Origin of the sequence: Variovorax sp. OV700 (assembly GCF_900099805.1) — a bacterium.
Taxonomy (GTDB): Bacteria; Pseudomonadota; Gammaproteobacteria; order Burkholderiales; family Burkholderiaceae_C; genus Variovorax.
Genome location: NZ_FNDR01000004.1, coordinates 413,404 through 433,756, shown reverse-complemented (window position 1 = coordinate 433,756; position 20,353 = coordinate 413,404). Strand labels below are relative to the sequence as shown.

Annotated in this window: 18 protein-coding genes and 1 riboswitch; of the genes, 8 read left to right on the top strand and 10 right to left on the bottom strand. The window is 65.9% G+C overall.

From position 1 onward, the window contains the following. Window positions 1-3: 3 nt before the first annotated feature. Both thiC and BLR24_RS11910 read right to left on the bottom strand, forming a co-directional pair. On the bottom strand, window positions 4-1,890 hold the full coding sequence (gene thiC, locus BLR24_RS11915; RefSeq protein ID WP_055808218.1) for a phosphomethylpyrimidine synthase ThiC: 1,887 nt from the start codon (window positions 1,888-1,890) through the stop codon (window positions 4-6). Between the two features lie 87 nt (window positions 1,891-1,977). Beyond that, window positions 1,978-2,081: riboswitch (TPP riboswitch) on the bottom strand. A 26-nt stretch (window positions 2,082-2,107) separates the two neighbouring features. After that, complete coding sequence (locus tag BLR24_RS11910; RefSeq protein WP_093017019.1) at window positions 2,108-2,536, bottom strand: YchJ family protein; 429 nt, start codon at window positions 2,534-2,536, stop codon at window positions 2,108-2,110. A gap of 133 nt (window positions 2,537-2,669) precedes the next feature. Between BLR24_RS11910 and BLR24_RS11905 the strand changes: the two genes are divergently transcribed. Further along, a complete protein-coding gene (locus tag BLR24_RS11905) occupies window positions 2,670-3,404 on the top strand; it encodes a helix-turn-helix transcriptional regulator (RefSeq protein WP_093017017.1) in 735 nt (244 codons plus the stop codon). A 15-nt stretch (window positions 3,405-3,419) separates the two neighbouring features. Here the strand turns inward: BLR24_RS11905 and iaaH are convergent, their stop codons facing one another. From iaaH to BLR24_RS11870, 7 genes are all read right to left on the bottom strand, one after another. Next, a complete protein-coding gene (iaaH, locus tag BLR24_RS11900) occupies window positions 3,420-4,937 on the bottom strand; it encodes an indoleacetamide hydrolase (RefSeq protein WP_093017374.1) in 1,518 nt (505 codons plus the stop codon). A gap of 97 nt (window positions 4,938-5,034) precedes the next feature. Then, window positions 5,035-6,165 (bottom strand): acyl-CoA dehydrogenase family protein, encoded by a 1,131-nt coding sequence (locus BLR24_RS11895; protein ID WP_093017015.1) that lies wholly within the window; start codon window positions 6,163-6,165, stop codon window positions 5,035-5,037. A 34-nt stretch (window positions 6,166-6,199) separates the two neighbouring features. After that, window positions 6,200-7,450: a glutamate carboxypeptidase gene (locus BLR24_RS11890; protein WP_093017013.1), complete on the bottom strand. Its 1,251-nt coding sequence runs from the start codon at window positions 7,448-7,450 to the stop codon at window positions 6,200-6,202. 83 nt (window positions 7,451-7,533) lie between these two features. Then, on the bottom strand, window positions 7,534-8,718 hold the full coding sequence (locus tag BLR24_RS11885) for an acetyl-CoA C-acyltransferase (RefSeq protein WP_093017011.1): 1,185 nt from the start codon (window positions 8,716-8,718) through the stop codon (window positions 7,534-7,536). 51 nt (window positions 8,719-8,769) lie between these two features. Continuing rightward, window positions 8,770-10,590: a bifunctional isocitrate dehydrogenase kinase/phosphatase gene (gene aceK, locus BLR24_RS11880; protein ID WP_093017009.1), complete on the bottom strand. Its 1,821-nt coding sequence runs from the start codon at window positions 10,588-10,590 to the stop codon at window positions 8,770-8,772. A 4-nt stretch (window positions 10,591-10,594) separates the two neighbouring features. Next, entirely contained in the window at window positions 10,595-11,371 is a 777-nt protein-coding gene (gene can / locus BLR24_RS11875; protein ID WP_093017007.1) for a carbonate dehydratase, read from the bottom strand. Between the two features lie 39 nt (window positions 11,372-11,410). Next, window positions 11,411-11,809, bottom strand: coding sequence for a MerR family transcriptional regulator (locus BLR24_RS11870; RefSeq protein WP_093017005.1), 399 nt, complete (start codon window positions 11,807-11,809; stop codon window positions 11,411-11,413). Between the two features lie 119 nt (window positions 11,810-11,928). Between BLR24_RS11870 and BLR24_RS11865 the strand changes: the two genes are divergently transcribed. From BLR24_RS11865 to BLR24_RS11830, 6 genes are all read left to right on the top strand, one after another. Beyond that, on the top strand, window positions 11,929-13,008 hold the full coding sequence (locus BLR24_RS11865) for an MBL fold metallo-hydrolase (RefSeq protein WP_093017003.1): 1,080 nt from the start codon (window positions 11,929-11,931) through the stop codon (window positions 13,006-13,008). A 9-nt stretch (window positions 13,009-13,017) separates the two neighbouring features. Continuing rightward, the gene (locus tag BLR24_RS11860; protein WP_093017001.1) at window positions 13,018-14,328 is read left to right on the top strand and encodes a leucine-rich repeat-containing protein kinase family protein; all 1,311 of its coding nucleotides are present in this window, start codon (window positions 13,018-13,020) and stop codon (window positions 14,326-14,328) included. Continuing rightward, window positions 14,325-15,236, top strand: coding sequence for a pseudouridine synthase (locus BLR24_RS11855; protein WP_093016999.1), 912 nt, complete (start codon window positions 14,325-14,327; stop codon window positions 15,234-15,236). Before BLR24_RS11860 ends, BLR24_RS11855 begins: the two co-directional genes overlap by 4 nt. An 85-nt stretch (window positions 15,237-15,321) precedes the next feature. Continuing rightward, window positions 15,322-16,092 carry an SDR family oxidoreductase gene (locus tag BLR24_RS11850; RefSeq protein WP_093016997.1) on the top strand — a complete coding sequence of 257 codons (771 nt, stop codon included), beginning with the start codon at window positions 15,322-15,324 and terminating at the stop codon, window positions 16,090-16,092. A 661-nt stretch (window positions 16,093-16,753) separates the two neighbouring features. Beyond that, window positions 16,754-17,446 carry an HAD family hydrolase gene (locus BLR24_RS11835; RefSeq protein WP_093016995.1) on the top strand — a complete coding sequence of 231 codons (693 nt, stop codon included), beginning with the start codon at window positions 16,754-16,756 and terminating at the stop codon, window positions 17,444-17,446. Between the two features lie 97 nt (window positions 17,447-17,543). After that, entirely contained in the window at window positions 17,544-17,873 is a 330-nt protein-coding gene (locus BLR24_RS11830) for a thioredoxin family protein (protein ID WP_093017372.1), read from the top strand. A gap of 3 nt (window positions 17,874-17,876) precedes the next feature. On the opposite strand, the gene BLR24_RS11825 is transcribed toward BLR24_RS11830, so the two are convergent. Then, window positions 17,877-18,905, bottom strand: coding sequence for an AraC family transcriptional regulator (locus BLR24_RS11825; protein WP_093016993.1), 1,029 nt, complete (start codon window positions 18,903-18,905; stop codon window positions 17,877-17,879). Window positions 18,906-19,046: 141 nt separating this feature from the next. Here BLR24_RS11825 and BLR24_RS11820 point away from each other — a divergent pair, with 141 nt between their 5' ends. Beyond that, window positions 19,047-20,219: an isovaleryl-CoA dehydrogenase gene (locus tag BLR24_RS11820; protein ID WP_093016991.1), complete on the top strand. Its 1,173-nt coding sequence runs from the start codon at window positions 19,047-19,049 to the stop codon at window positions 20,217-20,219. Window positions 20,220-20,353: the final 134 nt, after the last annotated feature.

The following is a 20,353-nucleotide window of genomic DNA, read 5'->3' as shown; positions in this document are numbered from 1 at the left end:
ACCCTAGGAGACCGCCCGGATCGGGATATACATCTCCCCGCCGGCCGCCGCGAACTCCTGCGACTTCTCGGCCATGCCGGCCGCCATGGCTTCGGCCTCCGCCACGCCCTTCTTCGCCGCGTACTCTCGCACCTCCTGCGTGATCTTCATCGAGCAGAACTTGGGTCCGCACATCGAACAGAAGTGCGCCACCTTGCTCGAATCCTTCGGCAAAGTTTCATCGTGGAATTCGCGCGCGGTGTCCGGGTCGAGCCCCAGATTGAACTGGTCCTGCCAGCGGAACTCGAAGCGAGCCTTGCTCAGCGCATCGTCGCGCGAACGAGCCCCGGGGTGCCCCTTCGCCACGTCCGCTGCATGCGCGGCGATCTTGTAGGCAATGATCCCCTGCTTCACGTCGTCGCGGTCGGGCAGGCCCAGGTGCTCCTTGGGCGTCACGTAGCAGAGCATGGCGGTGCCGGCCCAGCCGATCATCGCGGCGCCGATGGCGCTGGAGATGTGGTCGTAGCCCGGCGCGATGTCGATGGTCAGCGGCCCGAGCGTGTAGAACGGCGCTTCGTGGCAGTGCTTGAGTTGCTCGTCCATGTTGGCCTGGATCATGTGCATCGGCACGTGGCCCGGGCCTTCGATCATGGTCTGCACGTCGTGCTTCCACGCGATCTGCGTGAGCTCGCCCAGCGTGCGCAGCTCGGCGAATTGCGCCTCGTCGTTGGCATCGGCACCCGAGCCCGGACGCAGGCCGTCGCCCAGCGAGAAGCTCACGTCGTACGCCTTCATGATGTCGCAGATGTCCTCGAAGCGCTCGTAGAGAAAGCTCTCCTTGTGGTGCGCGATGCACCACTTGGCCATGATCGATCCGCCGCGCGAGACGATGCCCGTCATGCGGTCCGCCGTGAGGTGGATGAAAGGCAGGCGCACGCCGGCGTGGATGGTGAAGTAGTCGATGCCCTGCTCGGCCTGCTCGATGAGCGTGTCGCGGAAGATCTCCCAGGTGAGGTCCTCGGCCACGCCGCCCACCTTTTCGAGCGCCTGGTAGATCGGCACGGTGCCAATGGGCACCGGCGAGTTGCGCACGATCCAGTCGCGCGTGGTGTGGATGTTCTTGCCGGTCGACAGGTCCATCACGTTGTCGGCGCCCCAGCGGATCGCCCACACGAGCTTTTCAACCTCTTCCTCGATGCTCGAGGTAACGGCCGAGTTGCCGATGTTGGCGTTGATCTTCACCTTGAAGTTGCGGCCGATCGCCATCGGCTCCACTTCGGGGTGGTTGATGTTGGCCGGAATGATCGCGCGGCCGCGCGCGACCTCGTCGCGCACGAACTCGGGCGTGATGATGCGCGGAATGCTTGCGCCCATCGGATTGCCGGCGACGCGTTTGGCGCGCTCCTCGTTGGCGAGGTATTCGGCCATCCATTCGCGCTTGCCGTTCTCGCGCAGGGCCACGTATTCCATCTCGGGCGTGACGATGCCGCGGCGTGCGTAGTGCATCTGCGTGACGTTGGCGCCCGACTTCGCGCGGCGCGGCGTGCGCTGCAGCGCCGAAGCGCCAGCGCGCAGTTCGGCCAGGCGCTGCGCGTCGTGGTCGTGCGCGTGCTTCAGGCCTTCGTCGAGCGCCTGGTGCGAGCGGCCCTCGTAGCTTTCGGTGTCGTTGCGCTCGGCGATCCATGCATCGCGCACGCCGGGCAGGCCGCGGCGCACGTCGATGTCAACCTTGGCATCGGTGTACGGGCCCGAGGTGTCGTAGAGCGAAACGGTCTCGCCGTTGGTCAGCAGCACGTCGCGCACCGGCACGTTCAGGTCGGGCCGGCTGCCCGGAATCAGGCACTTGTGCGAAGCGGGAAACGGCTCGCGCGTCAGCGAAAGCAGGGAGGTGAACTTGTCGGGGGCATTCATGCGGGGCACTCCTTGTTGAGGGAAAGGGTGCTCCGCAATCGCTCTGAGGACTTTGGGCCGCCACGCGGGGTGGTTGGCGGGACCGGAGTCAGGGAGTGCAGCTCTTCTTACGCCGGTATGACCCGGATCAAGTTCGCGGGTCGGCACTTGCCATCTCAGCACGCCACATGCGTGCACCCCGGAGCGGGGCCTATTGTGCGGGCCGAGGCCCGGTGCGTCAACCGGGGGTCTGCAGGTCGCCCTCAAGGTAGAACCAGCGGTCTCCCTCGCGCACGAAGCGGCTGCGCTCGTGCAGGCGGGTGGCGGTGCCGGTGCTGCTGCGCTGGCGGGCGACGAATTCGACCTCGGCATGGTCGGCGTCCAGCACCGATCGCGAGCGGATGTCGAGCCCGAGCCATTTCACCCCGGGTTCGAACTCGATCGAGGCCGGGCGCTTCGAGGGGTGCCAGGTGGCGAGCAGGTAGGGGCCGCGCTCCAGCACGAAGGCCGTGTAGCGGGAACGCATCAGCGATTCGGCGTCGGGCGCGGGCGTGCCCTCGAAATCGTCGAGGTAGCGGCCGCAGCACAGGGCGAAGCCGATGGGCTTGTCTCGGCGGTCCGTGCGGCCGCAGGGGCAAGGTCCGGTGGTGGGATCGGTGGCACTCATGAAGCCCCTATTGGAACACCTCGAGGCCTTCCCTCCGATGGGGCAAGCCCTGCGGCGGCTCCGGAGATACTCCCTTGGCGCAGCGCTTGCTAGACGCTAGCCTTCTTTGGCATACCCACAGAGCAAGGCGGCGATGTACCTGACAGGCTCCGAACAGCAGGCGCTGCGCGGCGTTTTCACGCTGCTCGCTCAAGACCGCGGCGAAAGCGACATCCGCGAACAGCTGGGCTGGGCGCTGCTCGACCTGCTGCATGCAGACCAGTTCGCCTCCTTCGTGTGGCATGCCGAAACCGGCCGCTTCGAGGGCCGCGTGGCGCTGAACATGGACCCCGCCAACCTCGACCGCTACGGCGAATGGCACCAGCACCACGACCCAATCACCTTTGTGTTGCAGTCGCACCGCCGCGCCACGCGGGTGACCGACGTAATGCCTCAGCGCGAACTGATGAAGACGGAGTTTTTCACCGACTTTCTCTCGCGCGATGGACTGCACTGGGGGATGAACCTGCATGCCTTCGAGGGCAGCCGTGCGCTGGGCGATCTGCGCATCTGGCGGCGCAAGGGGCGCGGGGATTTTGGCGACCACGAGAAGGCGCTGCTCGACCTGATCGAGCCGGCGTTCGTCGGTGCGCTGCAGCGTGCGCAGCGCACGGCTGCTGCAATGCCGCTGCCTGCCGAAACCGCCTGGCGCGAACTGAGCACGCGCGAACGGGAGGTCGCGCGGGCCGTGTGCGAAGGCCTCACCGACAAGGAGATCGCGCGCCGCATGGCCGTGAGCGTGCCGACGGTGCGCACCTATCTGCGTCGCACCTTCGACAAGCTCGGCATCGAGCGACGGTCGGCGCTTGCCGGCCTGTCGAAGCGCTGATCGGTCGAGAAGGCGCTATTTCGCCTTGGGCGCAGCCAGGCGGCCCAGAACGCCTTCCACCGCGATCCCGACGGCGAGCAGCTTGCGGTCGCTGCCGGCCGGTCCGTCGAGCTCCAGCCCCACTGGCAGCCCGCTTTGCGCACCCAGGCCCGAGGGCAACTGCACGCCAGGAATTCCGGCGTTGCTGCCGGGGTCGGTGTTCTGGATCAGCGCGCCGAAGTTCTCGGGACTGCTGGCCTCCGGCCCGGCCGGCAATGCCACACGCGGCACCGTCGGGAACACGAGCGCATCGAGCCTGTTCTTCGCGAAGGTGTCGCGGTAGAGCTTCTGCAATGCGGGCCGCGCGACTCGCATCGCGTTGTCGTAAGCCGGCTTGGCGTCGACTACACCATTGGGCGCGGGCAGCTTGCGCGGGATCACGAAGGCTTCGAAGGTGCCCTTGACGTCGGGGCTTGCGATGCCGGCTGTCAGCTGCGCGATGTCGATCCCGGTGCGGTACTTCGCAAGGTAGGCCACCATGTCGTCGTGCGCCTCGTAGAGTGCAAGCGGAAACCCGATATCGCCGTTGAGTTCCATGAGCTTCGGCATCTCGACGTCCACCAGCGTGACGCCGGCCGCACGCAGCTTGGCAAGTGCTGCATCGGTGGCGGCGCGCGTATCCGCGTCGAGGTTCGAGTAGAACGCCGGCACCACGCCAAGCCGCACCCGCTTCAGGTCGATCGGCCTGAGCGGCGGGCCGCTTGCGATAACGCGATCGAGCAGCGCGACGTCAGCCATCGACTGCGCCATCGGTCCGGCCGTGTCGCGCGTGTGCGAGATTGGCGCGATGCCCTGCTGCGAATAGCGCCCCATCGTCGGGCGCAGCGATGCGCAGCCATTGAACGCGCACGGAATGCGCACCGAACCGCCCGTGTCGGTGCCCAGCGCGGCCGGCGCCATGCGCGCGCCGAGCGCCGCGCCATTGCCCGATGACGACCCGCCCGCAATGCGGCTCGGGTCGTAGGCGTTGCGCACACCGACCTCGGGGCCGCTCTGGAACGCGGGGTTGTAGCCGGTGACGCCAAAGGCCAGCTCGTGCATGTTCGTCTTTCCGAGGATGACCGCGCCCGCAGCCCGAAGCTTGGCGACTACGGGGGCGTCTGTCATTGGCACGAAGCCCTTGAGTGCAGGTGAACCGGCCGTGGCGGGCAGGCCTCGCACCTGGATGTTGTCTTTGATGACCACCGGCAGGCCGGCCAGCGGCTTGCAGGCGCCGCCGCGCTTGCGCTGTGCATCGGCGGCGCGCGCGGCTTTCAGCGCTCCGGCTTCATCGAGCGTGACGAAGGCATTGAGGTTCGTTCTTGCATTGGCTTGGGCGATGTAGGCCGCCACCAGTTGCTCGCTGCTCACCGTGCCCTCGCAGAGCTGACGCACCGCGTCGCTCGCGGTCAGCGTGGCGAGGTCCGGGACGGCAGGTTGAGCTTGCGCGGACGAGCCCATGGCACCGAGGCACAGCAGAGCGAGGGCGAGGGGAACAGGTTTGAAATTGGACATGGCAAAGACCTCCGACGAAGAGACCGCCATGCTGCGCCGCCAGCGCGTTGCTGTCTGTCATCCAAACCGATGACAACGAAGCGCCCGCGGCGCATGCTCACGCCAGCGCGCGCTGGATCAGCAGTTTCTGGATGTCCGAGGTGCCTTCGTAGATCTGGCACACGCGCACGTCGCGGTAGATGCGCTCCAGCGGAAAATCGTTCACGTAGCCGTAGCCGCCCAGGGTCTGGATGGCCGCGCTGCACACGCGCTCGGCCATTTCGCTCGCGAACAGCTTGGCCATGGCGGCCTCCTTGAGGCAGGGCCGGCCCGCGTCGCGCAGGCTGGCGGCATGCCAGATCAGCTGGCGCGCGGCCTCAAGCTGCGTGGCGCATTCGGCCAGCCTGAAACCGACTGCCTGCTGCTCGAAGATCGAACCGCCGAAGGCCTGGCGCTCCTTGGCATAGGCCAGCGCCACGTCGAAGGCGCTGCGCGCCATGCCCACGCTCTGCGCCGCGATGCCGATGCGCCCGCCCTCGAGCGCGCCGAGCGCGATCTTGTAGCCCTCGCCCTCGGCGCCGATGAGGTTTTCCGCCGGGATGCGGCAGCCGTCGAAATTGATCTGCGCGGTGTCGCTGCTGTGCTGGCCCAGCTTGTCCTCGAGCCGCGCCACGCTGTAGCCGGGCGCGTTGGTGGGCACGATGAACGCACTCATGCCGCGCTTGCCCGCGCCCTTGTCGGTCACCGCGATGACGATGGCGACCTGGCCGTTCTTGCCGCTGGTGATGAACTGCTTCACGCCGTCGATCACGTAGGCATCGCCTTCCTTGCGCGCCGTGGTGCGCAGGCTCGACGCATCGCTGCCGGCCTGCGGCTCGGTGAGGCAGAAGGCGCCGAGCATCTGGCCTTGCGCGAGCGGCTCGAGCCATTTCTTCTTCTGCTGCGCGTTGCCGTAGCGCATGAGGATCGCGTTGACCGGACAGTTGGTCACGCTGATGGCGGTGCTGGTGCCGCCGTCGCCGGCCGCGATTTCTTCCAGCACCAGCGCGAGCGTGAGGTAGTCCAGGCCCGCACCGCCGTGTTCCTCGGGCACGCAGATGCCATAGGCGCCCAGCGCCGCAAGGCCCTGATGCGCTTCCTTCGGGAAACTGTGCTCGCGATCCCACTTCGGGGCGTTGGGCCAAAGTTCAGCTTGAGAAAAATCGCGTACCGCGTCGCGGATGGCTTCCTGGTCGGCACTGAGCAGCATGGCGTGTCTCCTGTCTTTCTCTTTTTCTTGCGTCTTACTTGCCCGAGCCCAGATCCATGATCAAGCGTGCGGCCATGTATAGGCGCCTGGGAATGGCGCTGATGTCGACATACTCGGCCTTGTCGCTGTGATAGCCGAAGCCCGGCAGGCCCAGGCTTTCGATCACCGGCTTGCCCGAGAGCGCCGCGTAGGCCGCATCGGTGCCGCCACCCGTGCGCTCTTCCACGCCGAGCGTGCCGCCGGCTTCCTTGTAGAAGGCCACGGCCTTGTCGACCAGCTTCTTGCCGCCTTCGCCGGCGTTGAACGCCGGACGGCCGCGCGTGATGATCACCTTGACGTCGGCCTCGGGCAGCTTCTTCTGCTGCGCCTTTTCCTCGAGCGTCTTCACGGCGGCGTCGAAGTCTTCGTTGCGCGCATAGCGCACGTCGGCGTTCAGCGTGGCGCTGGCGGGAATGATGTTCGACACGTTGCCGGCCTTGGCGATGGTCCAGTTGAAGCGCAGGTGCTTCGCCTTGTCGTCGATGCTCATGGTGCGCAGCACCAGGTCGGAAGCCTCCACCAGGGCGTTCACGCCCAGCTCGGGCGCCGCGCCCGCATGGGAGGCCTTGCCGGTGATGTTGACCTGTACATAGGCAATGCCGGAAGTGCCGAGCGAAAGCTTCTCGTCGCCCGCGCTCGTGGGTTCGAACGACAGCACGTAGTCGGCCTGTTTGGCTTCTTCCTGGATCAGGTCGCGCGAGCCGAAGGAGCCTTTTTCCTCGTCGGTGTTGAAGAGCACGGTGATGGTGCCGTAGTCGCGCACCCCGTAGTCCTTGAGCAGCTTCAGCGTGTGCAGGATGACGGCGTTGCCGCCCTTGTCATCGGCAATGCCCGGGCCGTAGGCCTTGGTGCCCTCGATGCGGAACGGCGCCTTCGCGAGCGTGCCCTTGAGGTACACGGTGTCCATGTGCGACATCAGCAGCAGGTTCTTCCCGCCGCGGCCCTTGAGCTTGCCGACGATGTTGTCGCCCACCACGAGTCCGGTGGACTTGCTGCGCGTGACGGTGAAGCCCAGGTTCTTGAGCTCGCCTTCCAGGTAGTTGCCGGCGGCCGCAATGCCTTCGGCGTCTTCCGTGCCGGTTTCGATGTTGACCAGCTGCTCCAACGTCTTGAGCACCGCGGGCTGCGCATCGGTGGCCGCCTGGAACAGCACGTTGTCGCGCTTTTGTGCCCAGCTGGCGGCGGGCGCCAGGAAAGCGCCGGCCAGCAAGGCCGCCATGACGGTACGTTGGTTGAATGGGCGCATGAAGAATCTCCTGCCGGGTGCAATGGTCGTAAAGTAAAACCACGAAGCGCCCCGGTCGGGGGCGCTCGTGGCGGTTGTTTTTATCAGAGCAATTCGAGCGCCACGGCCGTGCCTTCGCCGCCGCCGATGCACAGCGTGGCCACGCCGCGCTTCTTGCCGCGTGCCTTCAGCGCATGAATCAGAGTGACCATGATGCGCGCGCCGCTGGCGCCGATCGGGTGCCCCAGCGCACAGGCGCCGCCGTTCACATTGACGATGTCGTGCGACACGTCGAGCTCGTGCATCAGCGCCATCGGCACCACCGCGAAAGCCTCGTTCACTTCCCACAGGTCGACGTCTTTGACCGTCCAGCCGGTCTTCTTGAACAGCTTGGCCACGGCGCCGACCGGGGCGGTGGAGAACCACTCGGGCTGCTGCGCATGTGTGGCATGGCCGACGAGGCGGGCGATGGGCTTGGCTCCGATCTTCTTCGCGTGCGACTCGGTCATCATCACCAGCGCGGCGGCGCCGTCGTTGATCGACGAGCTCGATGCGGCGGTGATGGTGCCGTTCTCTTTCTTGAACGCGGGCTTGAGCGTGGCGATCTTGTCGAGCTTGACCTTGCCCGGACCTTCGTCGATGGAAATGACCGTGTCGCCGCCACGGCCCTTCACGGTGACGGGCGTGATCTCTTCCTTGAACGCGCCAGACTCGGTGGCCGCCTTGGCGCGCTGCACGCTGGCAATGGCGAAGGCGTCCTGCTGCTCGCGCGTGAACTTGTACTTGGCGGCGCAGTCCTCGCCGAAGGTGCCCATCGAGCGGCCCGGCTGGTAGGCGTCTTCCAGGCCGTCGAGCATCATGTGGTCGAAGATGCGGTCATGGCCCATGCGGTAGCCGCCACGGCCCTTGAGCATGAGGTAGGGCGCGTTGGTCATGCTTTCCATGCCGCCCGCCACCATCACCTCGTGCGTGCCGGCCAAGAGCAGGTCGTGCGCGAGCATCGCGGCCTTCATGGCCGAGCCGCACATCTTGCTGAGCGTGACCGCGCCCGCGCTGTCGGGCAGGCCGCCCTTGTAGGCCGCCTGGCGGGCCGGGGCCTGGCCCTGGCCGGCCATCAGGCAGTTGCCGAACAACACTTCGCCCACGCTGTCAGGGGCGATGCCCGCGCGCTCGACGGCGGCCTTGATGGCGGCGCCGCCGAGGTCGTGCGCCGAGAGGGAAAAAAAGTCGCCCTGGAAGCTCCCCATGGGGGTGCGGGCGGCGCCGACGATGACGATGGATTCAGGCATGGAGGTCTCCTTCGGAAAGTTGAAAGTGGTCGTCGTGGACCGGGGACTCAATCAGAAATGGGTCGCATGGCCTTCGTGCTGGAAGCGCTGCGATTCTTCATACGGGAACACGTCGAGCATCTGGCCCGCCTCGATGCGTTCCTTGTGGTGCTGCCAGAAGGCAGCATCGAGCAGGTCGGCATGGTGCGCCATGAAGGCCGCGCGCACGTCGCTGTTGCCGAGCAGGAAGGGTTCGAAGGTTTCGGGAAACACATCCTTCGGGCCGACCGAATACCAGACCTCGCCGCTCATTTCGTCTTCCTCGTTGCGTGCTGCAGGGACCTTGCGAAACCGGCAGTCGGTGATGTATTCGATCTCGTCGTAGTCGTAGAACACGACCTTGCCGCCGCGCGTGACGCCGAAGTTCTTCCACAGCATGTCGCCCGGGAAGATGTTGGCGGCGACCATGTCCTTGATCGCGTTGCCGTATTCAATCACCGCATGCTCCAGCTGCTCCTTCGCTCGCTTGGCATGGGCCGGGCTTTCGGGGTGGGCCAGCGTGTCGAAGGCTTCCTGCAGGAAGATGTTGAGCGGGATCATGCGGCGCTCGATGTAGACGTGCTTGAGCACCAGCTCCATCTCCCCGTTGCCGTCGCGGTCGCCGATCTCGAGCTGGCTGGGCGCGAACTTGCGGATCTCCTCGATCAGCTCGGGCTCGAAGCGGTCGAGCGGAAAACCCACGTCGCTGTACTCCAGCGTGTCGGCCATGCGGCCCACGCGGTCGTGCTGCTTCACGAGCATGTACTTGCCCTTGATCTGCTCGCGCGTGGTGTCCTTCTGTGGCGGATAGAAATCCTTGATGACCTTGAACACGAACGGGAACGACGGCAGGTCGAACACCAGCATGACCATGCCCTTGATGCCGGGGGCGATGCGGAAGCGGTCGCTCGAGTAGTTCAGGTGCGAAAGAAAGTCGCGGTAGAACAGCGTCTTGCCCTGCTTGGCCAGGCCCAGCGCGTTGTAGATTTCCGCACGCGGCTTGCGTGGCATGAGCGAGCGCAGGAACTGCACGCAGGCCGACGGCACTTCCATGTCGACCATGAAATAGGCGCGTGCAAAACTGAAGAGCATCTGCAGGTCGTCTTCGCCGAAGAGCGCCGCATCCACATAGAACTTGCCATGGCTGTCATGCAGGATGGGCAGCGAGAACGGAAGTTCGACAAAGCCGTTCATGATCTTTCCGACCACGTAGGCGCCCTTGTTGCGATAGAACAGCCCCGAGAGCACCTGCAGCTGGAAATTGGCGCGCAGCTTCACCTGGTGAAAGCGCCCCATGATGGCGTGCGCCACGCGCTCGGCATCGCGCCGCTTGTTGGCAAAGCCGCCCTGCAGGGCGTAGTCGTCGAGCATCTGCTCGATGGTGTCGGCCAGCGTCTCGTGCGAAGGGTAGTAGGGCCGGTAGGTGGGCGCGCCTCGCGGCTCGATGTATTCGGTGCTGATGGCCGGGCGAACGAAGATGAAGTCGTTCTGGAAGTAGGCCCGGTGCAGGATCTTCGTGGTCACTGAGTTGAAGAAGCTCTCGGCCAGTTCGGGCTGGTGGTGGTCCACCAGCAAGCCGATGAAGTGCAGCTTGACCTGGTGCCACACCTCCATCGGCTGGTCGCCGGCCTTGAACTCTTTCTCGAGGCGGGCCACGGCCTCGTTCACGCGCAGGTCATAGAACTCGATGCGTTCGCGTTGCGCGCGCTGCTGGCCATGCCAGTCGGCCGTTTCGAAGCGGTGCTTGGCGCGTGCCGATTCAGCGCGGAACAGGCTGTAATGGCGATTGAATCCATCGATCATCGCCTTGGCAATGTCGTAGGCCAGCGGTGAATCGAGACGCTGCGGGAACATGGCTTCAGCCAGATTTCGCTTCGGTGCCTTCGCCAACGGGGGTGTTGGCCTCGGCAGCCGGAATGACTTCGATGACCTCGGTGCCATCGGACCCGGCCTGCGCAGAGGGCGAGATACCCAGGGGCTTGCTCCACTTGTAGCGGATGCGCTGCACCGCGGCCTTGTACACCGCGTCGAGCGGCTTCGCGCCGTCGACATTCAGCCCCAGGTCTTGCAGCAGGCCATCGTGCACGCCAAAGGTCCAGCCGTGGATCTTGACCTTCTGGCCGCGGCCCCAGGCATCTACCATGACGGTGCTGACGGCCACGTTGACCACCTGCTCGGCCACGTTGAGTTCGCACAGCGCATCGACGCGCACGTCTTCGGGCAGGGTTTCGAGCATCACGGAGTGGCGGTCGCGCACGTCCTGGATGTGGCGGATCCAGTTGTCGGCCAGGCCGATGCGCTTGCCGCTGAGCGCCGCCTTGACCCCGGCGCAGCCATAGTGGCCGACCACCATGATGTGCTCGACCTTCAGGTGCTCGACCGCGAACTGAATCGCTGAAAGCGCGTTGAGGTCGGAGTGCACCACGATGTTGGCGACGTTGCGGTGCACGAAGACCTCGCCAGGTTCCAGGCCCGTGATCTGGTTGGCGGGCACGCGGCTGTCGGAGCAGCCGATCCACATGTAGCGCGGCGTCTGTTGCTTCACCAGGCTGGTGAAGAAGCCAGGCCGGTCGCGTTCCATCTGTGCGGACCAGGCACGGTTGTGGGCAAACAGGTCATCAAGAGTGTCGGACATGGGCGTGATTGTCGATGAGTCGTGATTGGGTGCGGTATATCAGGCCGTTCTGGCCGCCTTCTGCGCCTTGGCCAGCGTCGCGCGGCCTTTCTTCTCGTGTTCGCGCACTTCCGCCAGGTTGGCCTGCAGCTCGGTCAGCTGGGCTTCGAGCTGAGCGCGGTGCGCGCCGAGCACGCCGAGAAACTTCTCGAGCTGCGGCACGGTGTCGCGCGGGCTGTCGTACATGTCCAGGATTTCCCTGGCCTCGGTCAGGCTCAGGCCCAGGCGCTTGGCACGCAGCGTGAGCGTGAGCCGCGCCCGGTCGCGCGCGCTGTAGATGCGCTGCATGCCGGAGCGCTCCGGCGTCAGCAGCCCCATGTCTTCATAGAAGCGGATGGCGCGCGTCGTGAGGTCGAACTCCTTCGCGAGCTGGCTGATGGTGAAGGTCTGCGCGGACATATGCTGCGGTTTGTCTGGAAGCCGGCTGTGGGGGCGTTGCGGGCGCGACAGCAGGTTTGCCCCGCGCTCCCTACAATGGTGCCATCAACCCATGACGTTTACGTAAACGTCAATCTTACATGAACCTCCTCGAACGCGAACTTCACTACCCCCTGGGCGACACCCTGCCCGCCCCCGGCGAAGCACTGGAAGTCGCGCCGGGCGTGCGATGGATCCGCATGCGGCTGCCGTTTGCGCTCGACCATATCAACCTCTGGCTGCTGCGCGACAGCATCGACGGCGTCGAAGGCTGGACGGTGGTCGACTGCTGCATCGCGCATGACGAAGCCCGCGCGCAGTGGGAGCAGATCTTCGAGACCCAGTTGCAGGGCCTGCCGATCTTGCGCGTGATCGTCACCCACATGCATCCCGACCATATCGGCCTGGCCGAGTGGTTGTGCACGCGCTGGAATGCGCCGCTGTGGATCAGCTCGACCGACTACCACGTGGCGCGCGTGCTGAGCACCAACGGCGACACGCTGGCGGGCGGCGATGCCGCGGCGAGCTTCTTTGCCTCGCACGGCCTGACGGATCCCGCGGCCGTAGCCAAGATTCGCGCGCGCACCAACTACTACGCCAACATGGTGCCCTCGGTGCCCGACCGTTTCACACGTATGCTGGACGGCGACACCGTGGACATTAATGGCCACGCCTGGCGCTGCATCAGTGGCTACGGCCACGCGCCCGAGCACATCGCGTTGTACTGCGACGAGCTGAAGCTGCTGCTGGGCGGCGACATGATGCTGCCGCGCATCTCGACCAACGTGAGCGTGCACGCCGGCGAGCCCGAAGCCAATTCGCTGCGGCTCTTCCTGGACAGCATCGACAAGTTCAAGGCGCTGCCGGCCGATACGCTGGGCCTGCCATCGCACGGCAAGCCGTTCACCGGCATTCACCGTCGCGTCGACCAGCTGCAGGAGCACCACCGCGACCGCCTGGCCGAACTGCTCGAGGCGTGCACCGCACGTCCGCTGACTGCAGCCGAAGGCCTGCCCATCCTCTTCAAGCGCGAACTCGACCTGCACCAGATGACCTTCGCGATGGGCGAGACGGTGGCGCACCTGCACCTGCTGTGGTTTGCGGGCCAGGTCAGGCGCGAGCTGGGCGCGGACGGCATCTACCGTTTTGGCGCCGGAGCCGCCGCGACCCAGGCACTTTAGACTCGGTGGATGGACACGCTTGCTGAGCTGCGCGCGGGCCGGCTGGCAGGCGCAAAACGAATCGATCTCTCGTACGGACTCACCGAGTTTCCGCGCGAGATCTTCGACCTGGCCGATTCGCTCGAAATCCTGAATCTCTCAGGCAATGCGCTCGATTCGCTGCCCGATGACCTGGGCCGGCTGCATCGCCTGCGCGTGCTGTTCTGCTCTGACAACCGTTTCACGCACCTGCCCGAATCGATCGGTCAGTGCCAAGCCTTGGAAATGGTCGGGTTCAAGGCCAATCGCATCTGCTCCGTGCCCGCCGCCGCGCTACGGCTGCCGTTGCTGCGCTGGCTGATATTGACGGACAACAGCATCGAGACCTTGCCCGAGGCGCTGGGTCAGTGCACCGCGATGCAGAAACTCATGCTCGCCGGCAACCAGCTGCGTACGCTGCCGGAATCGCTGGCGGCCTGCGGCCAGCTCGAACTGCTGCGCATTTCCGCCAACCGCTTCGAGGTGCTGCCTCCGCGGCTGCTCTCGCTGCCGCGCCTCTCGTGGCTCGCGGGTGCGGGCAATCCTTTCGATGCGCAGGCCGAGGATGCAGCCATTGCTGCGCAGTCGGTGCCGCATGTCGATTGGTGCGAATTGGCGCTCGGCCCGAAACTCGGCGAAGGGGCGTCGGGGGTAATCCACCAGGCAACTCTGGGCTCGGCGATGCGGCCGGTGGCCGTCAAGCTCTTCAAGGGCGCGGTGACGAGCGATGGCTGGCCGCACAGTGAAATGGCCGCCAGCATCGCGGCCGGCGCGCACCCGACTCTCATTGCCGCTCAAAGCAGAATCGACGGGCATCCGGGCGGCGCCGAAGGCCTGGTCATGGCGCTGGTGGACCCATCGTTCCGCACGCTCGCGGGGCCGCCCAGCCTTGCCTCCTGCACGCGCGACGTCTATCCGGCCGACGCGCAATGGACCTCCGTCGTGGCACTGCGCATCGCCCGCGACATCGCTTCGGCCATGCGGCACCTGCATGCGAGCGGCATCCTGCACGGCGACCTTTACGCGCACAACATCCTCTGGAGCGTGCAGGGCGGCGGGTTGCTCGGCGACTTCGGCGCGGCCTGGATGACCGGCGCGCTCGATCCGGTGCAAGCCGAGGCTCTGCAGCGCTTGGAGATGCGCGCCTTCGGCTGCCTGCTCGAAGAACTGCTCGCGCATTGCAGCGATGCACCGCCAGAAGCCATGGCTGCCCTCAAAGTCCGCTGCATGCAAGCCGACGTGGCGGCGCGGCCCTTGTTCACCGAGGCGCTGTCGCTGCTGCAGAACGCGCTCTCGCAATGACGAGCCCGCGCTTGCCGCTGCCCACGCGCGACGGCGTCGGTCCGAGCTGCGTCGGCCTGCCGCAAGGCCCGTGGCCCACCATCGCCGAGTTCCTGATGGCGCGCTTTCCGGCGATCACGCGCGAAGCGTGGATGGCGCGCATCGAGGCCAACGACGTGGTCGACGAACACGGCGTGCCCGTGACCGCGCAGCGCCGCTACCAGGCGCCGCTGCGTGTGTACTACTACCGCACGCTCGATGCCGAGGTGCGCATTCCATTCGACGAGCAGGTGCTGTTCCAGGACGACCAGTTGGTTGTGGTCGACAAGCCGCCGTTCCTGCCCGTGACGCCGACCGGCAAGTACTTGCAGGAAAGCCTGCTGGTGCGGCTCAAGCGCAAGCTGAAGCTCGACGACCTGGTGCCGCTGCACCGCATCGACCGCAGCACGGCGGGGCTGGTGCTGTTCTCGGTGCGGCCCGAAACGCGCGGCGCCTACCAGGCCATGTTCCCGGAGCGCCGAATCGCCAAGCACTACGAGGCCGTGGTGCCGTGGCAGCCGGGCGTGTCGTCGGTGCCCGGCACCTACCGCAGCCGGCTGGCGGACGACGAACATTTCATGCGGGTGAAGGAAGAGGCAGGCGAGCCCAACTCCGAGACGCGAATCGTGGTGCAACAGGCGGCGGGCGGTCATGCCTTGCTCGATCTCTCGCCTGTCACCGGCCGCAAGCACCAGCTGCGGGTGCACTGCATGGCGCTGGGCATGCCGATCGTGAACGACCCGATCTACCCGACGCTGCTGCCGCAGGGCAGCGACGACTTCGACAAGCCGCTGCAGCTGCTGGCCAAGTCGGTGGCGTTCCAGGACCCGGTGAGCGGCGAGCTGCGCAGCTTCACGAGCCCGCGGAGTCTGTCGCTGCCGCCAAGGTGACGCGCCGCCGGCGTGCGGCGCACTAAGCTCGTTTCCTGGATCTTTCGTCAGTCAGTCAGTCATTCATTCAGGAGACACCTTCGCCATGGACACCACCCAACTTTTCTCGCTGAAGGGCCGCAGCGCCCTGATCACCGGCGGCTCGCGCGGTATCGGCCGCATGATCGCTGAGGGCTTCCTGGCGCAGGGCGCGCGCGTGTACATCTCGGCCCGCAAAGCCGAGGCCTGCGACCAGACCGCCAAGGAACTTTCGGCCTTCGGCCATTGCGTGTCGCTGCCGGCCGACGTGTCCACGCTGGAGGGGGCGCAAGCGTTGGTCGATGCCTATGCGAAGCACGAAGGCTCGCTCGACATCCTGGTCAACAACGCCGGGGCGGCCTGGGGCGCGCCGTATGACGAGTTTCCCGAGAGCGGTTGGGACAAGGTGGTGGACCTGAACCTCAAGACGCCGTTCTTCTTGACCAAGGCGCTGACGCCGATGCTCAAGAAGGCCGCGACCGATCATCTGTCGAAGGTGATCAACATTGCCTCTATCGATGGCATTTCGGTGAATCCGCAGGAGACGTATTCCTACGCCGCGAGCAAGGCTGGGTTGATCCAGCTCACACGGCGCATGGCGCTTCGGCTGGCGCAAGACCGCATCGTCGTGAGCGCGATTGCGCCGGGGGCGTTTGCTTCGGACATGAACAAGCTGGCGCGCGATCATGGCGATGAGGTGAAGGAGCGGATTCCTGCGGGGCGCATCGGGACGCCTGAGGATATGGCGGGGGCGGCTATTTATTTGGCTTCGCGGGCGGGGGACTATGTGATGGGGTCTACGTTGGTGGTGGATGGGGGGGTTACGCACGCGCGTTGATCGCTGTCTTCTTTTGAGTTCCGAGGCCGGGACTCGCCCCGGCGGGCGACTCACTTTCTTTTGCTTCGCCAAAAGAAAGTAAGCAAAGAAAAGGCGACCCTACTGTCTGCGTCCCTTCGCTGCGCTGCGGGCAACCTGCGGTGCTCGATTCCGGCGGGGGTCCGCAGAACTCGCTTCGCTCAAACAGCTGCGGCCCTGATCCCACCTCCATCTGCGATCCTCGGCGCATACAGAAGGGGTGGGAGCCGACAGGCCATCGCTTCGCTCGGCCCCAAGGCCAACAGCCAAACTCGATACCGAAGCCCAATACCAACCACCCAGGCGCTGCGCGCCTGTGGTGGCCCGGTGGCCGAGCGAAGCAAAGGCCCGTTCGGTCTCCAAGCCCCTCTGTATGCGCCGAGGAGCGCAGGGTTTCGCGGATCAGGGCTCGCAGCTGTTTGAGCGAAGCGAGTTCTGCGAGACCCCGCGAAACCCGAGCACCGCAGGTTGCCCGCAGCGCAGCGGAGGGTCGCAGACAGTGGGGTCGCCTTTCTTTTGCCTACGTTTCTTTGGCGAAGCAAAGAAAAGTAGGTCGCCCGCCGGGGCGACACCCGGCCTCGGAACTCAAAAACCTCCAATTGCTACCATCGTCCCCAAAACCAAGCAAAGCCGAACAAACCAAATGCCCTCATACCCCTTCGACGCCATCCTCTTCGACTGCGACGGCGTCCTAGTAGATTCCGAACCCATCACCAATCGCGTCCTCGCCGAAATGCTCGGCGAACTCGGCTGGCACCTCACCACTGAAGAGTCGATGAACACCTTCACCGGCAAGGCCGTGAAGGACGAAACCGCGCTCATCGAATCCAAAACCGGCGTCCGGATTACCGAAGAGTGGCTCAAAGCATTCAGGGCCCGCCGCAACGACGCACTCGAACGCGACCTGATGGCGATTCCCCATGCTCCCGCGGCCATCCGCGAAATACACGCGGCGCTCGAGGGCCGCATTGCCTGCGCCTCGGGTGCCGATCGCCACAAGGTCGAGCTGCAACTGGCGAAGGTGGGCCTGCTCGACTGCTTCGAGGGACGCATCTTCAGCGGGCACGAGATGCCGCGCTCCAAACCGCATCCCGACGTGTACCTTGCAGCCGCAGCAGCACTCGGCGTCGACCCGAAGCGCTGCGCGGTGGTCGAGGACACGGTCACCGGTGCGATGGCCGGCGTGGCCGCGGGTGCCACGGTGTTCGGCTACAGCACCGGCGAATCGGGCCACAGCGGCCCCGAGGCGCTGCGCAGCGTCGGCGCACTGCAGGTGTTCGGCGACATGAAGGAACTGCCCGCGCTGTTGGCCGCGCACGGCTTGCAGCCGGCCTGAAAAAAAAGCCGAAGAAAAACCAAGCCCCTGCCGCGGGCAAGCCCGCCGGGTTTCTGCTGCAATGGCGGCAAAGCAAGTCCACAAGGAGCCAGATCGCATGACTTCCGAGTACAAGACCGAGCAGCCCGACCGCGCCGAGATCGATGCGCTTGCGGGCCCCGCCGTGGTCGAGTTCGGCACCAATTGGTGCGGCATCTGCAAGGCTGCGCAGCCGAACATCGCCGAGGCCTTCGCCAAGTACCCCCACATCAAGCGCATCAAGGTCGAGGACGGCAGCGGACGCCCGCTGGGCCGCTCGTTCAACGTGCGGCTGTGGCCTACGCTGGTGTTCATGCGCGACGGACAGCAGGTCGCCAAGCTGGTGCGGCCGGAAGACAGCCGATCCATCGTCGACGCGCTCGCACTCATCGACACACCGGCTGCCTGAGCGCTACTTTCCCTGCTGCCGGAAATCGCGCGGTGCGTGCCCGGTCCATTGCAGGAAGGCGCGCGAAAAACTCTTCTCGTTCCTGAAGCCGACCGACAGCGCCACCTGCTTGATGGGGCGTGTGGTCCGGCGCAACAGGTCCACTGCCATCTCGTGGCGCACCTCGTTCTTCAGCGTCTGCATCGACGTGCCCTCCTCATGCAGCTGACGGTGGAGCGTGCGGCTTGACACGTTGAGTAGCGTGGCCAAGGCCTCCGCGGTGGTGGCCTCGCTGGCGCGTGAGCGCAGCAGTTCGCGCACGCGCTGCCCCAGCAGCCGGTCGCGCCGGTACTGGAGCACCGTGAGCGGCAGCGCCCGCTTGAGCATGGTGCGCAGCGCGCGTTCGTCGCGCTGCAGCGGCAGGGCGAGGTACCGCTCGTCGAAGGTGAAGCTGGCCTCGGGCGCATCGAAGCGCACGTCGGCCGTGAACATCAGCGGGTAGGCGTCGCGGTGCTGCGGCGCCGCGAACGGAAACGCGGCGTCGCGCAGCGGAATGCGCGAGTCGATGGCCCAGCAGACGTACCCGTGCAGGAAGCGCAGGGTGGTCACCAGGCAGACCTCGCGAAACGCCTCGTCCAGCGGGCGGTTCTCGGTAATGCGCAGCGTGGCAACGCCGCCGGACACTTCCAGCGCCAGCGTGATGTCGTCAGTCAGCAGGTGGTGGTGGCGGCACCAGCGCTTGATGGCCACGCCCAGGTCGGGCGAGGTCAGCGAGGCGCGGCACAGCATGCCGTAGCTGCCCCATGGCAGCCGCCGGGAGAACCAGCCAAGGGCCTCGTCGTCGAGTTCCTGCATCGCGTGGCCCGACAGCGCCTCGAACTGCCCGGCCGTCACGCGCGCGTCCGGCCGGGTCAGTTCAGGCGGCGTGATCTGTGCCGCCTGCAGGGCCGCCGCCGGATCGGCGCCGTAGCGCTCGTAGCCCCGCACGATGGCTCTCACGAAGGCCATCGGCGTGGCAGCGCGGGCAGGTCGAAGGAGGGCGGGCGAAGTCATGGATGGACGGACAAGACGTGGCGCAATTTGCAACCATTGTGGCGCCAATTGCGGCGCCGCGAAGCGTAAGCTGCGTTTCTACCAAGCGCCAATCCGCGTGGGACAGCCTGCGCGCCGACCCCCTCAGAGGAGACAAGACACATGCACGATCCCGGCCTGAACTTCGACCTGGGCGAGACCATCGATTCGCTGCGCAGCGCCATCCAGGACTTTGCCGCGAACGAAATCGCGCCGCGCGCCGCGGACATCGACCGCGACAACCTGTTTCCGCACGACCTGTGGCAGAAGCTCGGCGAGCTCGGCCTGCACGGCATGACGGTGAAGGAAGAGTTCGGCGGTACCGAGCTCGGCTACCTGGCGCACATCGTGGCCATGGAAGAAGTCTCGCGCGCCTCGGCGTCGGTGGGCCTCTCATACGGCGCGCACTCCAACCTGTGCGTGAACCAGATCCACCGCAACGGCAGCGACACGCAGAAGAAGAAATACCTGCCCAAGCTGGTGAGCGGCGAGCACGTCGGCGCGCTGGCCATGAGCGAGCCCAACGCCGGCTCCGACGTGGTGAGCATGAAGCTCAAGGCCGAAAAGAAGAACGGCTACTACGTGCTCAACGGCGGCAAGATGTGGATCACCAACGGCGGCGACGCCGACACGCTGGTGATCTATGCCAAGACCGAACCTGAAATGGGCGCACGCGGCATGACGGCCTTCATTGTCGAAAAGGGCTTCAAGGGCTTTTCGGCCGGCACCAAGCTCGACAAGCTGGGCATGCGCGGCTCCAACACCTACCCGCTGTTCTTCGACAACTGCGAAGTGCCGGAAGAAAACGTGCTCGGCGGCGAGGGCATGGGCGCCAAGGTGCTGATGAGCGGGCTCGACTACGAGCGCGCGGTGCTCTCGGGCGGCCCGCTAGGCATCATGGCCGCCTGCATGGACGCGGTGCTGCCCTTTGTCCACGAGCGCAAGCAGTTCGGCCAGAGCATCGGCGAATTCCAGCTGATGCAGGGCAAGCTGGCGGACATGTATTCGACGTGGCAGGCTACGCGCGCCTATGTGTACGCCGTGGGCAAGGCCTGCGACCGCAACGACCATGCGCGCACCTTCCGCAAGGACGCGGCGGGCGCGATTCTCTATTCGGCCGAGAAGGCGACGTGGATGGCCGGCGAGGCGATCCAGGCGCTAGGCGGCGTGGGCTACACCAAGGACTTTCCGGTGGAGCGGCTGTGGCGTGATGCCAAGCTGTATGAGATTGGCGCGGGGACGAGCGAGATCCGGCGGATGCTGATCGGGCGCGAGTTGTTCGCGGAAACTGCGTAGGATGTTTTTCTCCCTCCCCCTCTGGGGGAGGGCGGGGGTGGGGGCAGGGGCTGTCGATGAAGCACTGCGCCGAACAGGCGCCGCTTGCCCCCATCCCAGCCTTCCCCCGAAAGGGGAAGGAGCCAGACAAGGAC

Excerpts from the sequence above, each read along its gene's own strand:
- thiC (WP_055808218.1), bottom strand. The coding sequence starts at position 1,890 with ATGAATGCCCCCGACAAGTTCACCTCCCTGCTTTCGCTGACGCGCGAG.
- BLR24_RS11910 (WP_093017019.1), bottom strand. The coding sequence starts at position 2,536 with ATGAGTGCCACCGATCCCACCACCGGACCTTGCCCCTGCGGCCGCACG.
- BLR24_RS11905 (WP_093017017.1), top strand. The coding sequence starts at position 2,670 with ATGTACCTGACAGGCTCCGAACAGCAGGCGCTGCGCGGCGTTTTCACG.
- iaaH (WP_093017374.1), bottom strand. The coding sequence starts at position 4,937 with ATGTCCAATTTCAAACCTGTTCCCCTCGCCCTCGCTCTGCTGTGCCTC.
- BLR24_RS11895 (WP_093017015.1), bottom strand. The coding sequence starts at position 6,165 with ATGCTGCTCAGTGCCGACCAGGAAGCCATCCGCGACGCGGTACGCGAT.
- BLR24_RS11890 (WP_093017013.1), bottom strand. The coding sequence starts at position 7,450 with ATGCGCCCATTCAACCAACGTACCGTCATGGCGGCCTTGCTGGCCGGC.
- BLR24_RS11885 (WP_093017011.1), bottom strand. The coding sequence starts at position 8,718 with ATGCCTGAATCCATCGTCATCGTCGGCGCCGCCCGCACCCCCATGGGG.
- aceK (WP_093017009.1), bottom strand. The coding sequence starts at position 10,590 with ATGTTCCCGCAGCGTCTCGATTCACCGCTGGCCTACGACATTGCCAAG.
- can (WP_093017007.1), bottom strand. The coding sequence starts at position 11,371 with ATGTCCGACACTCTTGATGACCTGTTTGCCCACAACCGTGCCTGGTCC.
- BLR24_RS11870 (WP_093017005.1), bottom strand. The coding sequence starts at position 11,809 with ATGTCCGCGCAGACCTTCACCATCAGCCAGCTCGCGAAGGAGTTCGAC.
- BLR24_RS11865 (WP_093017003.1), top strand. The coding sequence starts at position 11,929 with ATGAACCTCCTCGAACGCGAACTTCACTACCCCCTGGGCGACACCCTG.
- BLR24_RS11860 (WP_093017001.1), top strand. The coding sequence starts at position 13,018 with ATGGACACGCTTGCTGAGCTGCGCGCGGGCCGGCTGGCAGGCGCAAAA.
- BLR24_RS11855 (WP_093016999.1), top strand. The coding sequence starts at position 14,325 with ATGACGAGCCCGCGCTTGCCGCTGCCCACGCGCGACGGCGTCGGTCCG.
- BLR24_RS11850 (WP_093016997.1), top strand. The coding sequence starts at position 15,322 with ATGGACACCACCCAACTTTTCTCGCTGAAGGGCCGCAGCGCCCTGATC.
- BLR24_RS11835 (WP_093016995.1), top strand. The coding sequence starts at position 16,754 with ATGCCCTCATACCCCTTCGACGCCATCCTCTTCGACTGCGACGGCGTC.
- BLR24_RS11830 (WP_093017372.1), top strand. The coding sequence starts at position 17,544 with ATGACTTCCGAGTACAAGACCGAGCAGCCCGACCGCGCCGAGATCGAT.
- BLR24_RS11825 (WP_093016993.1), bottom strand. The coding sequence starts at position 18,905 with ATGACTTCGCCCGCCCTCCTTCGACCTGCCCGCGCTGCCACGCCGATG.
- BLR24_RS11820 (WP_093016991.1), top strand. The coding sequence starts at position 19,047 with ATGCACGATCCCGGCCTGAACTTCGACCTGGGCGAGACCATCGATTCG.